Raw genomic sequence first — 13,534 nt, 5'->3', positions numbered from 1 at the left:
TACGCAGGACTTGAGGGCGAGCTTTCCGCAAAGTGACGTAGAGGGCCTGCCGGTTGGTGGCGATATAAACCAATCCGCATGAGTTGTGTCACCGAGTTCCTCTGTGATCAACAGGAACCGGTCGCGAGGTCACTGGACTTCTATGAGCGTTCTTGACGCCCTCACTGCTTGTACTGCTCGACATCAGGTGGGGTAAAGCTGGTGTACGGCTACGTGCCCACCCATTAGAGGTGCGGCGCCCATACTTGGGTCACCACCCGCTCCAGTGTCGCTGACGCTCAGCGTCGACGTGCTCTCTGGTTCGAGTGGCCGGCCCTGCGCCCCAAGTCGCCGCTGTCGCTTCTACTCGTAGCTCTCCATCGTCCCGGCCCGACCACCGAGCGGGCCGGGACGACTGCTCTCCACCGAGCCGCGCCCGGAATGCAGTCTCCTGGTGCCGATCACCTGCGGGTCCGGATCATGGCGAGGTGCCCCGACCGTCGGCCAAGTGCGCCCATGACCAGCGAGTCTGAAGCTCCTGGCTGGTCGAACTCTGGTCCACGCCTGGTCCACACGCACTGATCCACACCGCGACAGCGCCGGATCAAGGTGAGACAGCCACACGCAGAAGGGGTGCCCCTCAATGAGAGGCACCCCTTCTGACCAGCATGTCTATGCCCTGCGGAGTGGGCAGGTTCCGGGCCCACGGGGACGCTTTTCGCGTCCTCACGTTATTCAAGACCGTTCCCTTAGGCCGCTCGGGCAACCCACCCACGCCCCGGCCCACCTGGGGCGGAGCGGGTACAGCGTACCGGCTGCGTTCATGATCACGAGAAGGCGGCCCACAACGGGCATATGGCGAAGGGCGACCGGCTACGACGGTGAGCGAGGGAGGGGCCCATGAAGCCGGAGATGCTGATCTCCGTGTCGGCGACCGTGATCGCACTCGCTTCGCTCTGGGTGAGTTTCACCGAATCGAGAAGCATCCGGTCCCACAACCGTCAGTCGGTGAGACCTCTCCTGCAGATCCGGCGGGTGCTGAACTTCGAAGGGACGAGGACGGGCATCCAGCTCGTCAACGCCGGTCTGGGACCGGCCATAGTCACCACGAGCGTCGTGCGGGTGGACGGCGAGGTGGTCGGTGGGTGGGACCTGCAGACGTACAGGCAGCTCACGCGAGGGCACTCGGTCTCCCCGAAGGTGTCGACGCTGCAACCCGGTGTTCCCGTCCTCACCGGACAAGTCGTGTATCTGCTGTTCCTCGACGACTTCGACGGGGACGAGCACGCGTGGTTCTGGAGGCTCGTCAGCGAGCGTCTGATGGTCGAGATCTTCTACGAGTCGCTGTACGGCGGTGAGAACTTCAGGGCCGTGCTGGTCCCGCCGTGGGAACCCCCTGCCTGATGCCCGCCTGAGGCCGAGCCGCCCCCGTCACAGCCCGGCCAACGCCCACGCCCCGCCCCGCCCCGTCCCACAGCGGACAGCTGAAGGGACGGGGACGGCGAAGCCGGGCGGTGGCGGCGTCGGTCAGCTGTCGCCCTCGCGTTCGCCCAGAGTGACGTCCGCCGTGTGGGTCTTGCCGTCGCGGGTGTACGTGAGGGTGACCTTGTCGCCGGGGAGGTGGGTCCAGATCTCGCCGATGAGGGTGGGGCCGCTGTCGATGACGTGGTCGTCGAGCTTGGTGATGACGTCACCGGGCTCCAGGCCGGCCTTGTCGGCGGGGCCGCCCGGGGTGATGGAGTCCGACCCGCCCTGGCCCGAGTTCGTGATCTTCGCTCCGCCCGTGCCCTCCTCCAGGGAGACCGAGGCACCGATCACCGGGTACACCGGCTTGCCCGTCCTGATCAGCTGCTGGGCCACGTTCTTGGCCTGGTTGATCGGGATGGCGAAGCCGAGGCCGATGGAGCCCGCCTGGCCGGAGCCGAAGCTGCCGTTGCTGGCGGACTGGATCGCCGAGTTGATGCCGATGACGTTGCCCCGCGCGTCGAGCAGCGGGCCGCCGGAGTTGCCCGGGTTGATCGACGCGTCGGTCTGCAGGGCGCTCATGTAGGAGGCCTTGCTGCCGGAGGAGCCGTCGCTGGAGGCCACCGGACGGTTCTTGGCGCTGATGATGCCGGTCGTGACCGTGTTGGAGAGCCCGAAGGGCGCGCCGATCGCGATCGTGGAGTCGCCCACCGCGACCTTGTCTGAGTCACCGAGCGTCAGCGGCTGCAGGTTCGACGGGGCGTTCTTCAGCTTGATGACCGCCACGTCGTAGCCCTGCGCGTGCCCGACGACCTCGGCGGCGTACTTCTTGCCGTTCGGGAAGGTGACCGACACCTTGCCGCCGTCGACGGCCTCCGCCACCACGTGGTTGTTGGTGACGATGTGGCCTTCCTTGTCGAACACGAACCCGGTGCCCGTGCCGCCCTCGCCGTCGTTGCCGGACGCCTCGATGGTGACCGTGCTCGGCAGCGCGGCGGAGGCCACGGCGGCGACCGTACCGGCCGCGCGCTTGACGTCACCGCCGTTCTGGGAGGCCGAGACGGTCGTGGAGCCGGTGGAGTTGTCGTTGCGTTCGGCCAGCGTGTAACCGAGGCCACCGCCCACACCGCCCGCGACCAGCGCGGCCACGAGGATCGCGGCGATCAGACCGCCGCGTTTGTTGCCGGCCGGCTTGGGGGCCGGCTGCTGCGTCTGCTGCCAGGAGGAGCCCCAGCCGCCGTCGCCCGGACCGCCGTGACCGCCCGCGCCACCGGCGCCTGAGGCCGCGCCCGCGTTGCCGTACGCGCCGGCGGCGGCGCCGTTGTCCGCGTACGACGGGACGGCGGGCGGCGGCGGGGGAGGCCAGGAGGCGTCGGGCGCCGAGGACCCGCCGGGTCCGGCCGGGCCGGCCGGACCGCCGGGTGCCTGTGCGTAGCCGCCGCCACCGGGCGCCTGGCCGTATCCCCCGCCGGGCACCTGGCCGTGGCTCGCCGCGTATCCGGGTGCCCCCGTGGACACCAGCTCGGGCTGCGGCTGCTGCGTCGGCGGCGGGACGGGCGGGAGCTGCGTCGTCGGCGCGTTGTCGGCGGCGGTTCCGGCCGAGGGGGCCGGGGCGGGGGCGGTGGGCTCCGCCGGTGCCGCGCTCGGCTCGTGCGTCGGGGCCGGCGCGGAGGCAGCGGGAGCATCCACCGGCACGGGAGGTGCGGACGGGGCCGGGGGTACCGCGGTGCCCTCGTTCTCGGTGCTCACAGCTTTTCTCCTCGGTCCACGGCTTCACCTGGTAGGCGGTCGACTGTTCTTGCTTGCGTGCTCTTGCGCCGCGTGCTTTCGCGCCGCGTGTTCTTGTTCGCACAGAGGGCTGTGCGAGAGTTTTGTCTGCGGTCAGCTTTTCCCACGAGCCGTCAGGGCACCATAAGCGGTGCCTGTGGGTCCGGGACCATCCTTTATATCGGACCTATCGGACTAACGACGCGTACTGTGCGTACGAACCCGGTCGTCCACGGTCACCACCACCACGCGTACCCCGTCACGGTGGCACCATGACGCGGTGACCCACGCACGACAGCTCCCGATTCAGGTCGTCGCCCACCGGGGCGCATCCGAGGCGGCCCCCGAGCACACCCTGGCCGCGTACAAGAAGGCGATCGAGGACGGCGCGGACGCCCTCGAGTGCGATGTCCGGCTGACCGCGGACGGCCACCTCGTCTGTGTCCACGACCGACGTGTCAACCGTACGTCGAACGGCCGCGGCGCGGTCTCCGCCCTGGAACTCGCCGATCTTGCGGCCCTGGACTTCGGCTCCTGGAAGACCGGCGACGAGGCGCCCGACTGGGAGGTCACCCCCGAGGACCGGGCGGACACCTCCGTCCTCACCCTCGAACGGCTGCTCGAACTCGTGGCCGACACCGGGCGCCGGGTGGAGCTGGCGATCGAGACCAAGCACCCCACGCGCTGGGCCGGACAGGTCGAGGAGCGGCTGCTGGTGCTGCTGAAGCGGTTCGGCCTGGACGCCCCCGAGTCCGCCGCCGACTCGCCGGTGAGGGTCATGAGCTTCTCGGCGCGCTCGCTGCACCGCGTCCGGGCCGCGTCCCCGACTCTGCCCACGGTCTATCTGACACAGTTCGCCTCGCCCCGGCTGCGCGACGGCCGACTGCCCGCCGGTGTCCGGATCGCGGGTCCCTCGATCAGGATCGTGCGCAACCACCCCACCTACATCGAGCGCCTGAAGAGCGCCGGGCACCAGGTGCACGTGTGGACCGTGAACGAATCCCAGGACGTCGACCTCTGTGTCGGGTTGGGTGTCGACGCCATCATCACCAACCGCCCGCACGCGGTTCTGCACCAACTCGGCCGCTGAGCGCACGCGTTCCCACAACTCCGAACACACGGTTCTCGACAACTCCGCACACGCGCCTCGGCGACAGCTCCGAACACGCCTCGGTTCACATCTGCGACGACCCCGTCCGCCCCCGGCGGCGCCCCCGCGCGGCGCTTGACGGAGGTAAGAATTCCGCCAAGACGACCAACCTGTGAGCAGGGACAAGTCGGTATATCGGGGACGAAATTCAGCCATTCGACTACGGGGTGTGCACCGGCGCGTTCGGTCCGTATTCGAGCGTGCGGAGTGCGTCAGAGCACGTGGTTTGGCCGGTTTCCAGTCCAGTCCAATGGGGCATTCACACCGTGGCGTGGGGCGAAGGAGGTCTCGGGGGTGGCGTTGGTGGTGGCACAGGAGGTGCCCACGTCGTCGAGCATGGCCGTACCCCATGGCCCTGCGGGCGTGGGGGAAGCAAGGCACCGGATGCGTGATCAGTTGCGCACGGGAGGTGTGGCGGAATCGGTCATCGACGATGCCCTACTGATCCTTTCCGAACTGCTCAGCAATGCCTGCAAACACGGCAGACCGCTCGGTGACGCGCTGGCCGGCGACGGCGACGTGCGCTGCGCCTGGCGAATGGATCCCACGGGGCGGCTCACGGTCGAGGTGACGGACGGCGGTGGTCCGACCCGCCCTGTTCCGTCCACGCCCTCGGTCACCGCACACGGCGGCCGCGGGCTGAACATCGTCACGGCATTGGCGGACGACTGGGGCGTGCGGGACGACGCCCGCGGCGAGGTCACGGTGTGGGTCGTCGTCCAGGACGACGTCTACCGGGCCCACCGCCGGGACGACTTCGCCTCCCGCGTCGTCGCCCCCTCGGTCTCCGCCCTCCCCGACCTGGACTTCGCGGACGCGTTCGACGACCTGGACTGACGGGCCGGACTGACAGGCCCGGACCGGCAGACCGGACTGGCAGACCGGACTGGCGGGCCCGGACACATCCGGCCACGGCACCGGTGCACATCCCGGCCCGAACCACCGGTTCCGGGACGACTCGGTGCGTTGTCCACAGGGTCCCGTCGGGCGTCGTACGAGCGGCTAGGCTCGCGCGAGTACGAGACGAGCCGTGATCGGGAGACACCCACGATGGCCAAGAAGCGACCCCACACGAAGGCCAAGCGCCCGCAGGGCACCGGCGGAGTCGGCGCCGCAGGCGCCGATGGGCAGGTTCCGGTTGTCGGCGCGCGCGAGCAATGCCCCTGCGGCAGCGGCCGCCGCTACAAGGCCTGCCACGGCCGGGCCGCCGCCCAGGCCGTGACCGAGCTGGTGCAGCGCCCCTTCGAGGGCCTGCCCGGCGAGGCCGACTGGATCGCGCTGCGCGAGCTGGTGCCCGCCGCCACCGTCGAGCTGAAGCTGAAGGACGCGCTCCCCGAAGGGGTCCCGTCGGTGACGCTCGCCACCGTTCTGCCCATGGCGTGGCCCGCGCTGCGCCGCGACGACGGCTCGGTCCTGCTCGGCCTGCAGAACGACACGGCCTCCGGTGACATCAGCCGCGACCTCGCCGACACCCTGCAGCGCGCACTGGTCGCCGAGCCGGGCACTCCGGTTCAGGGGCGGCGCGCCCCGGCCGACGGTCCGCGGTTGCAGGACCTGATCGACCCCGAAGGTGAGTTCGAGCCAGTTGTGCACACGGGCTTCGAGTTCTGGGTCCCGGACACGGAGAACTCCACGCCGGAGGTGACCGCCTCCCTGGAGCGCGCCAACTCCGCGGCGATCCCCACGGTGAAGCTCGCGGGCGTCGACGCGGCCTACTGGTGCGAGACCCCGGAGAAGAACCACCTGCGCTGGGTCATGCCGCACGCCGAGGAGCGGCTTCTGGACGCGCTGGCCCGGCTGCACGCGGCCGGGCGTTCGAGTCTCGGCGAGGGCACCCGTCTGGTGGGCTCCTTCCGTGCTCACGGCCTCACCGTGCCGGTCTGGGACCTCCCCAGCGGGGTCGGCGCGGACGACATCGAGAAGCCGGCGGCCGAGTTCGCCGAGCGGCTCGCCGGCGCCCTGGCCGACGAGTCCCCGCTCACGCCGGAGGAGCGCCGGGCACGCGGTGGTCTCACCAACCGACAGGTCACGCTGAGCTGACGTTCGCTCCCGCGCCGTAGGGGACGTCGGACGACCGAGCGCGTTCGAAGTGTGGTGACTCCTGTCACAACTCCCCTACGTGACAGGCAAATTCGTGTCCGAATAGCCGAGATCGAATTTGCGAAGCGCCGATCTCTTGTTACGGTTCCATTAGCCCGGTTGCTGGTGCATCCCCCGTCGCCAGCAACCGGGTCTTTTCATGCCCGGGTTCCGCGGCGGCTCCACTGGACGGAAACCCCGCGGGCGTCAACGCCCTTACGAGCGGCCCGAGTTGCTCCCTGAGCGCAGCAACAGCGGCCCCTCGCCCTCCGGTGCGGCGAACTCCGCGACGGCCGTGTACGCGCCCGTCCCGCCCCGCGTGCGCTCCCTCGGCGTCTCGCACACCCCCGGCTCGTCGTGCCCGCCCACGGCGCAGTGGATCCGTACGGTGTGCCCGCCGGGCGCCATCATGCTGAGGACCGAGCTGAGTTCACGTCCGGTGGCGTTGCGGTAGTACGTGCGGGCCCAGGTCCGGTCGCCCTGGGTGAGGACACACGTCTGGGCCTCGATACCGTCGGGGGAGGTGAGGTCGGGGCCGCAGCGGGCGGCGGTGGCGAGTCCGAGGCCGAGCAGCTGCGAGGAACCCCCAGCCTGGTCCGGCGCGTCGGCGTCGTCCGCGGCCCTCGTGTCCGGCCCGTCGGCGCCGCCCGCCTTCTGATCGGCGCGGTCGGCGGACTTCTCGACGTCACCGCCGGATTCGTCCGCGCCGTCGGCGCCACCGGCACCCCCATCACCGCTGTCGCCCCCGGCCCCGAGGCCGGCGGCGGCACCGACGCGCCCGGCGGCCCGGTCGAGTTCGGCGGCGAGAGCCCGCTCGGAGGTGGAAGCCCGCTCGGGAGTGGAGGCACGGTCGGACGCGGGGACGTCGCCGAGCGGGCCGGCGGAGGCGACGAGGGGGAGACCGAGGGCGACCGCGACCGCGGCGATCAGTCCCGCGAGGCGGAGGCGGCGCGGATCCGGCCCGCCGCGCGCCGACGCGGGTGCTCTACGGCTCCGAGGTGGGGGAGCGCTGTGACGGCCGCGCGACGGGGCCCCGTGGCCCCCGGGAAGACGCTGCATGTCCGGAAGATAACGACCGACCGGGGGCGCCCGGCCCGCGCGCGCCGGGCGGGCTCAGAACTCGGGCGCGCTCACACCCGTACGAGTGAGGGCGTCGACGACCGCGTCCACGACCGCCTCGACGTCGGGCACCCAGGGCGCGGCCGAACCGGGCAGCGGCGCGCGCTCCCAGCGGATCAGGCCGTGGCCGGTCTCGGAGGGGGGCAGGGCGAGATAGCCGCCCTGGCTGTGGAACCGCAGCGAGCCGGGGACGAAGTCCTTGGCGTAGAGCAGTTCGCCCAACTGCTCCATGGAGTAGGGCGCGACGAGGATCGCCCAGCGGTGCGGGGCGGCGACCACGGGGCCGAGGCGCATGCCGGTGCGGTCGAGGGCGGCGAGGGCGCGCGAGGCGGCCGGCGCCGGCAGGCTCACCGCGCAGGGGGCGGTGCCTCCGGTGGCCAGCACGATCGGCGCGGTGGGCCGGTTGGTCCACCACCAGCGGACCATGCGCTCGTCGGTGGTGGCGGCCAGCAGGCCGGGGTCGAAGGGGTGAGCGCCGGGCACCACGCACTCCGGGTCCGGGCAGCCGCAGCGGGCACGCCCCTGCGGGTCCGGCGCCACCCCCGGGAGTACGGGCCACTGCCATTGCGTCGCGAACGTCAGGGCCTGCTCAAGAAGCTCGGGCCTCCCGCCGTTGCGCTTGGACAGGAGCCTGCGTCGCTTTCCGGGGATCTCGCGCATGAGCGCTCGTCCTTTCCGTTGCACGCATGGCAACACCGTGGGTCACATCACAACATGTGTCGTTCACTGCACTGTGCGTACCTGCTGGCGCATCACACCCTTGTCGCGGACAAGGGGAACCCCTGCGGGCCGAGCTCGGTTACGTCCGCGTCCATCGCTTGCGTCGACTTGCGTCTGTCAAAAGCATGGGCATGGCGTAGGGGTGGCGGCGCCTGGCGTTTTACTGTCCCGCATGTGCTCGCCGCCTCCGCCACGGGAGGATGGGGCTCGGTCGTCGGTGGATAGGACGCCCGGGTCCGTCGCCAGGTTCCGGGTGGCCTCCGCCGCCCCTGGCCTTCACCGGGTACGTACCCATCACGACCGCTGTGACGCTCTGTTGAACAAGGCCAGTCGACCTCAATACACCGTTCACCACAACACTTTTAGGCCAACTTAGCTTTCTCCAAAGGACTGGACAAGAAGTCGGCGGCAGTCCAACGACGCCTCACGGACACCAGATATCCCAGCAGGACAATGCTGGACATCCCCTCACGAGTGCGTGTACATGTGGAGAGACTGCTAGCGGCGCAGAATGACATGGGGGTTTGCGATGCTTTTGAGCAATACGCACCGGTCGGAAAGCCGGACACCATGAACGCCCCGCACCCTCCGAAAGTGGCTGGAATCGATTCAACGGTTCCCTCCCCCGCACACACTGTCGCGCCCGCGCCCGCCACCCCGAGCACCCCGGCGGCCCCTCCCGCCACAGGACCGGGCACCGCCCCCGGGGCCGTGCTGCAGGACCGGCTCGCGGGCTGGGTCTCGGACCTCACGACGCTGCACGAACTCACCGAACGTCTGACCCGCACGGACTCACTGGACAGCGCCCTGACCGAACTCCTGCACGCCGGAGCCGCCCTCGTCGGCGCCCGTCGGGGTCTCGTCGTCCTGGAACCGGCCGACGGGCTGGGTCCGGACACCACGATCGGTCTCGGCCTAGGCCGCGCCGACCTCGGGCACATCGAGACCGTGCCCCGCAGCTCCCTGCCGTACGGCCGCATCCTGGACGGACTGCCCGGCGGCGACGGTGAGATCGCCCAGCCCGACCTGTTCGCCGAGGACGGGCTCGACCCCCGCCACCGCGAGGTCGCCGCCCGGCTCGGATACGCGGCGAGCTACGCGCTCCCCCTGTCCACGGACAGAGCCGGCCGGCTCGGCGCCGCCGTGTGGCTGTACGACGAGCCCGCGGAGCCGGTCGAACGGCAGCGGCACCTCGCCGGGCTGTACACGCGGTACGCCGCCGAGCACCTGGCACGGCTCGTCGAGGTCGAGTGCACGCGCGCGTCCATGGCGACCATCGCCGAGGAGCTGCTGCCCTCCCGGTTGCCCCGCGTCTCCGGCGTCCAGCTCGCCGCCCGGCACCGCACCGGGCCGCGCGGCGGCGGCGACTGGTACGACGCGCTGCCGCTGCCGGACGCCGCGCTCGGCCTCGCGGTCGGCTCGGTCACGGGGGCGGGGCCCAGCGCGGTCGCCGCGATGGGACGGCTGCGGGCCTCGCTGCGCGCCTACGCCGTGATGGAGGGGGAGGACCCCGTCGCCGTCCTCTCCGACCTGGAGCTGCTCCTGCGGCTCACCGAACCGGCCCGCTCCGCCACCGCGCTCTTCGCCTACGTCGAGCCCGCGCTGCGCAAGATCACCCTGGCCGGGGCCGGACACAGCCCGCCGCTGGTGATCGGCGAGCGGCGCACGGAGTACGTGGAGACGTCCCTGTCGGCGCCGCTCGGCATGCTCGCCTGCTGGGAGGCGCCCAGCGTGGAGCTGACCGCCGAGCCAGGAGAAACCGTTTTGCTCTACACCGACGGCCTCCTCCAGCGCACGGGCGAGTCCGTCGACCGCGCCTTCACCCGCCTGCACGCAGCCGCCACCGGCGTCCCCCGGGCCCTGCGCACCGACCCCGGCGCCCTGGCCGACCACGTCCTGCGCACGATGCTCCCGAACGGCCTCGACGAAGCGGACGACACGGAGGACGTGGTGCTCTTGGCGGCGCGGTTCGAGTAGGGCCGACCTGGCCGACCGGGGCTTGTCCGGCTCCGGGTCGCGGACCTCGGCCACGTGCATGCGTGATGCCGGTCGCCGCGTGGTGGAGGCTGCAGGGGGCTGTGACGGGGGGAAGCGGAAGCACGGGGCTGGTGACTCGCGCGCTGAGGCCCGGACACCGCGTGGCGTGGGCGGTTGGGGATCCCCCGCCGTGGGAGGGGTCCCGTGCCGGGTGACGTTCCACGCGGCCGAGTTCGGTGCCGCGCGTCCTCGCGACGGCCGTGCGAGCCCGACCGGCTATGACCGCTTACTGGGGGACACGCGCCGTGAGCCGGGCCATGCGCGGGACGAGGTGCGAGGGGGTGGGCGCCGTGCGACGCCGACCGCCGTACCCCGGCCGCATGGGGCGGCCGGTTCGGCCGCTGCTGGGCGGACGCGGGGCGTCGGGCGGGCCGGCGGCCGGCGCGGAGCCGTGCGCCCGACCGGCGCGGAAGGCGATGGCGGGTGCGCGCCCTGACGCCGTGGCGTCGGGCGCCAGGAGTGCCGGGTGCGACCGTCGGCCGGACACGCTGCGTCGGCACCGGTCGCCGGGCGAGGCCGGGACGTGCGCGTCCGGTTTCGGACAGACCCCGTGGCCGCTTGTCGTGAGGGGGTGGTGACCGGTCGTAAGCGGGGGTCACGCGCCCTTCGGGCTGCTCGGTACGACCGTACGATGGACGGGGTCCAGTGCCGTACCTAGGAGGATGACCGTGGCGGACGAGCTCGAGCCGGCGATCCCGGAGACCGAGGCGACCGAAGCCGAGGAGCCCATCAAGCAGCGCAAGAACGGCCTGTACCCGGGCGTGTCCGACGAGCTGGCCGAGAGCATGAAGTCGGGCTGGGCCGACACCGAGCTGCACGGCCTGGAGCCGATCGCCCAGGCCGCCGAGACCGCCGCCCGCCGCGCCGCGCTCTCCGCGCGCTTCCCGGGCGACCGCCTGGTGATCCCCTCCGGCAACCTCAAGACTCGCTCGAACGACACCGAGTACCCCTTCCGCGCGTCGGTCGAGTACGCGTACCTGACCGGCAACCAGACGGAGGACGGCGTCCTCGTCCTGGAGCCCTCCGCCTCGGGCGAGGGCCACGACGCGACGATCTACCTGCTGCCGCGCTCCGACCGGGAGAACGGCGAGTTCTGGCTCTCCGGCCAGGGCGAGCTGTGGGTCGGCCGACGCCACTCGCTGACCGAGTCCGCGAAGCTGTACGGCATCCCCGCCGCCGACGTGCGCGAACTCGCCGACAAGCTGCGCGAGGCCACCGGCCCGGTCCGCGTCGTCCGCGGCTACGACGCCGGCATCGAGGCGGCCCTCACCGACAAGGTCACCGCCGAACGCGACGAGGAGCTGCGGGTCTTCCTCTCCGAGGCTCGGCTGATCAAGGACGAGTTCGAGATCGGCGAGCTGCAGAAGGCGGTCGACTCGACCGTGCGCGGCTTCGAGGACGTCGTACGCGTGCTGGACAAGGCCGAGGCCACGTCGGAGCGCTACATCGAGGGAACGTTCTTCCTGCGCGCCCGGGTCGAGGGCAACGACGTCGGCTACGGCTCCATCTGCGCCGCCGGCCCGCACGCCACCACTCTGCACTGGGTCCGCAACGACGGCCCGGTCCGCTCCGGCGACCTGCTCCTGCTGGACGCGGGCGTCGAGACGCACACGTACTACACGGCCGACGTCACCCGGACACTGCCGATCAACGGCACGTTCAGCGAGCTCCAGAAGAAGATCTACGACGCCGTGTACGACGCCCAGGAGGCCGGTATCGCCGCCGTGCGGCCGGGCGGCAAGTACCGCGACTTCCACGACGCCGCGCAGCACGTCCTGGCCGAACGACTGGTCGCGTGGGGGCTCGTCGAGGGCCCCGTGGAGCGGGTCCTGGAGCTGGGGCTCCAGCGTCGCTGGACGCTCCACGGCACCGGGCACATGCTCGGCATGGACGTCCACGACTGCGCCGCCGCGCGCGTCGAGTCGTACGTCGACGGGACGCTGGAGCCGGGCATGGTGCTGACCGTAGAGCCCGGCCTCTACTTCCAGGCCGACGACCTCACCGTCCCCGAGGAGTACCGGGGCATCGGTGTCCGCATCGAGGACGACATCCTGGTGACGGCCGACGGCAACCGCAACCTGAGCGCCGCGCTGCCTCGCCGTTCGGACGAGGTCGAGCTGTGGATGGCCTCGCTGAAGGGTGATGCGCGGGGCTGAGGGGCCGGTTCGTCGTCTGCGGGTGAGTGGGGGCTGGTCGCGCAGTTCCCCGCGCCCCCGAAGGTGCCTTCGGCCCTTCGTCAAAGAGCACGGGGCGCAGCCCCTGCTCTTTGAGGGGCGCGGGGAACTGCGCGAGCAACCCCCACCGGACCGGCGGAGGGGGGTCGAAGGGGCGCAGCCCCTGGGATGGGACGGGTAAGGGCGGCGGGGGCGAAACCCTGGACGGGGGCCTTCGCGGCGGCAGCCACCGGCAACGCGTCCACGAACAACGCCCCCGCCAGCAACGCCCCGCTCCCTCGAGGACTCCACCCCCGCTTCTGAAGATCCACGTCGAACGCGGCCAGCGCCGCCCTCCCCTCAGACGTCCCCGTACCCCCCACGTCGATCACCCCCCGCGCCGCCCCCTGCACATGCCGCAACCCATGCGGCCCGGCGGTGTGAAGCAACTCGGTGTCCTGCAACGTCGACATGACCGTGAGCAACGCGTCGAGCCGGGCGTCCGCCTCCGGTGTCCCCGCCGCACGCGCCTTCGCCAGCACGTCCAACGCCCGCCGCACATGCGGGAATCCGGCGCGCGCCTCCCCCCGCGCCCCGGCCGCCCCGTACTTGGCGGACACCGACGACCCCCGGGACGGCCGCCGCGGCGCCCGCCGGTCGGGATGCGCGGCGATCTTCTTCGCGGTGGCGGCCAGTTCACGCCCCCGCGCCCCGGGATCCATGGCCGCCGCGGCGACCAGCAGCCCGAGCACCCAGGTGGCGCCCCGGTGGCCGCCCCCGGCGAGCCGCATCGAGTGCTCGGTGCAGCGCCCGATCGCCCCGAGTTCGGCCCGGAGTTCGGGCGTCGCCGCACCGTTGCGACGGGCGCAGGCCGCCATCGCCGCGAGGCCGGGCATCAGCGCCTTCGCCGACCAGCGCAGGGCACGATGGTCCTGCCGGGTGATCCGGGCGCCGAGATCGCGCGGGTCGGGCAGGCCGGGCTTGGGCATGAGTTCCAACTGCCGGGTCAGCGCGGCCACCGCGGCCCGCGCGAGTGTCTCGTCCTCGCGGCTGCTCATGGCCGTGC

General features: G+C 71.7%; 9 protein-coding genes and 1 pseudogene. 6 read left to right on the top strand and 4 right to left on the bottom strand.

Features of this window, described 5'->3' with window-relative positions:
• Positions 1 to 879: 879 nt before the first annotated feature.
• Complete coding sequence (locus tag P8T65_RS23685; protein WP_316727258.1) at positions 880 to 1,383, top strand: hypothetical protein; 504 nt, start codon at positions 880 to 882, stop codon at positions 1,381 to 1,383.
• A gap of 123 nt (positions 1,384 to 1,506) precedes the next feature.
• Here the strand turns inward: P8T65_RS23685 and P8T65_RS23680 are convergent, their stop codons facing one another.
• On the bottom strand, positions 1,507 to 3,192 hold the full coding sequence (locus tag P8T65_RS23680; RefSeq protein WP_316727257.1) for a trypsin-like peptidase domain-containing protein: 1,686 nt from the start codon (positions 3,190 to 3,192) through the stop codon (positions 1,507 to 1,509).
• Positions 3,193 to 3,490: 298 nt separating this feature from the next.
• On the opposite strand from P8T65_RS23680, the gene P8T65_RS23675 reads away from it, so the two are divergent.
• The 3 genes from P8T65_RS23675 (at position 3,491) to P8T65_RS23665 (ending at position 6,400) form a co-directional block, all read left to right on the top strand.
• On the top strand, positions 3,491 to 4,300 hold the full coding sequence (locus P8T65_RS23675) for a glycerophosphodiester phosphodiesterase (RefSeq protein ID WP_316727256.1): 810 nt from the start codon (positions 3,491 to 3,493) through the stop codon (positions 4,298 to 4,300).
• Positions 4,301 to 4,567: 267 nt separating this feature from the next.
• Positions 4,568 to 5,197, top strand: coding sequence for an ATP-binding protein (locus P8T65_RS23670; RefSeq protein ID WP_184892023.1), 630 nt, complete (start codon positions 4,568 to 4,570; stop codon positions 5,195 to 5,197).
• A gap of 213 nt (positions 5,198 to 5,410) precedes the next feature.
• Positions 5,411 to 6,400, top strand: a complete 990-nt coding sequence (locus P8T65_RS23665; RefSeq protein WP_184892021.1) for a DUF5926 family protein — start codon at positions 5,411 to 5,413, stop codon at positions 6,398 to 6,400.
• Between the two features lie 255 nt (positions 6,401 to 6,655).
• Here P8T65_RS23665 and P8T65_RS23660 read toward each other — a convergent pair whose 3' ends face one another.
• A complete protein-coding gene (locus P8T65_RS23660; protein ID WP_399099883.1) occupies positions 6,656 to 7,498 on the bottom strand; it encodes a hypothetical protein in 843 nt (280 codons plus the stop codon).
• Positions 7,499 to 7,552: 54 nt separating this feature from the next.
• The gene (locus P8T65_RS23655) at positions 7,553 to 8,218 is read right to left on the bottom strand and encodes a bifunctional DNA primase/polymerase (protein WP_184892019.1); all 666 of its coding nucleotides are present in this window, start codon (positions 8,216 to 8,218) and stop codon (positions 7,553 to 7,555) included.
• A gap of 513 nt (positions 8,219 to 8,731) precedes the next feature.
• On the opposite strand from P8T65_RS23655, the gene P8T65_RS23650 reads away from it, so the two are divergent.
• Positions 8,732 to 10,255 carry a PP2C family protein-serine/threonine phosphatase gene (locus P8T65_RS23650; RefSeq protein WP_316727254.1) on the top strand — a complete coding sequence of 508 codons (1,524 nt, stop codon included), beginning with the start codon at positions 8,732 to 8,734 and terminating at the stop codon, positions 10,253 to 10,255.
• 722 nt (positions 10,256 to 10,977) lie between these two features.
• Positions 10,978 to 12,471, top strand: a complete 1,494-nt coding sequence (locus P8T65_RS23645) for an aminopeptidase P family protein (protein WP_399099878.1) — start codon at positions 10,978 to 10,980, stop codon at positions 12,469 to 12,471.
• A gap of 227 nt (positions 12,472 to 12,698) precedes the next feature.
• Here the strand turns inward: P8T65_RS23645 and P8T65_RS23640 are convergent.
• Positions 12,699 to 13,526, bottom strand: a pseudogene (locus P8T65_RS23640) (triphosphoribosyl-dephospho-CoA synthase); the annotation flags it as partial.
• Positions 13,527 to 13,534 lie beyond the last annotated feature (8 nt).

It is taken from the genome of Streptomyces sp. 11x1, from assembly GCF_032598905.1.
Taxonomy (GTDB): domain Bacteria; phylum Actinomycetota; class Actinomycetes; order Streptomycetales; family Streptomycetaceae; genus Streptomyces.
Note: the sequence above shows the minus strand (reverse complement) of the source record. Positions and strands in the feature narration are given on the sequence as shown.

Bases quoted from the DNA above. Each gene is read 5' to 3' on its own strand.
- P8T65_RS23685 (WP_316727258.1), top strand. From the start codon at position 880: ATGAAGCCGGAGATGCTGATCTCCGTGTCGGCGACCGTGATCGCACTC.
- P8T65_RS23665 (WP_184892021.1), top strand. From the start codon at position 5,411: ATGGCCAAGAAGCGACCCCACACGAAGGCCAAGCGCCCGCAGGGCACC.
- P8T65_RS23660 (WP_399099883.1), bottom strand. From the start codon at position 7,498: ATGCAGCGTCTTCCCGGGGGCCACGGGGCCCCGTCGCGCGGCCGTCAC.
- P8T65_RS23655 (WP_184892019.1), bottom strand. From the start codon at position 8,218: ATGCGCGAGATCCCCGGAAAGCGACGCAGGCTCCTGTCCAAGCGCAAC.
- P8T65_RS23650 (WP_316727254.1), top strand. From the start codon at position 8,732: ATGCTGGACATCCCCTCACGAGTGCGTGTACATGTGGAGAGACTGCTA.
- P8T65_RS23645 (WP_399099878.1), top strand. From the start codon at position 10,978: ATGACCGTGGCGGACGAGCTCGAGCCGGCGATCCCGGAGACCGAGGCG.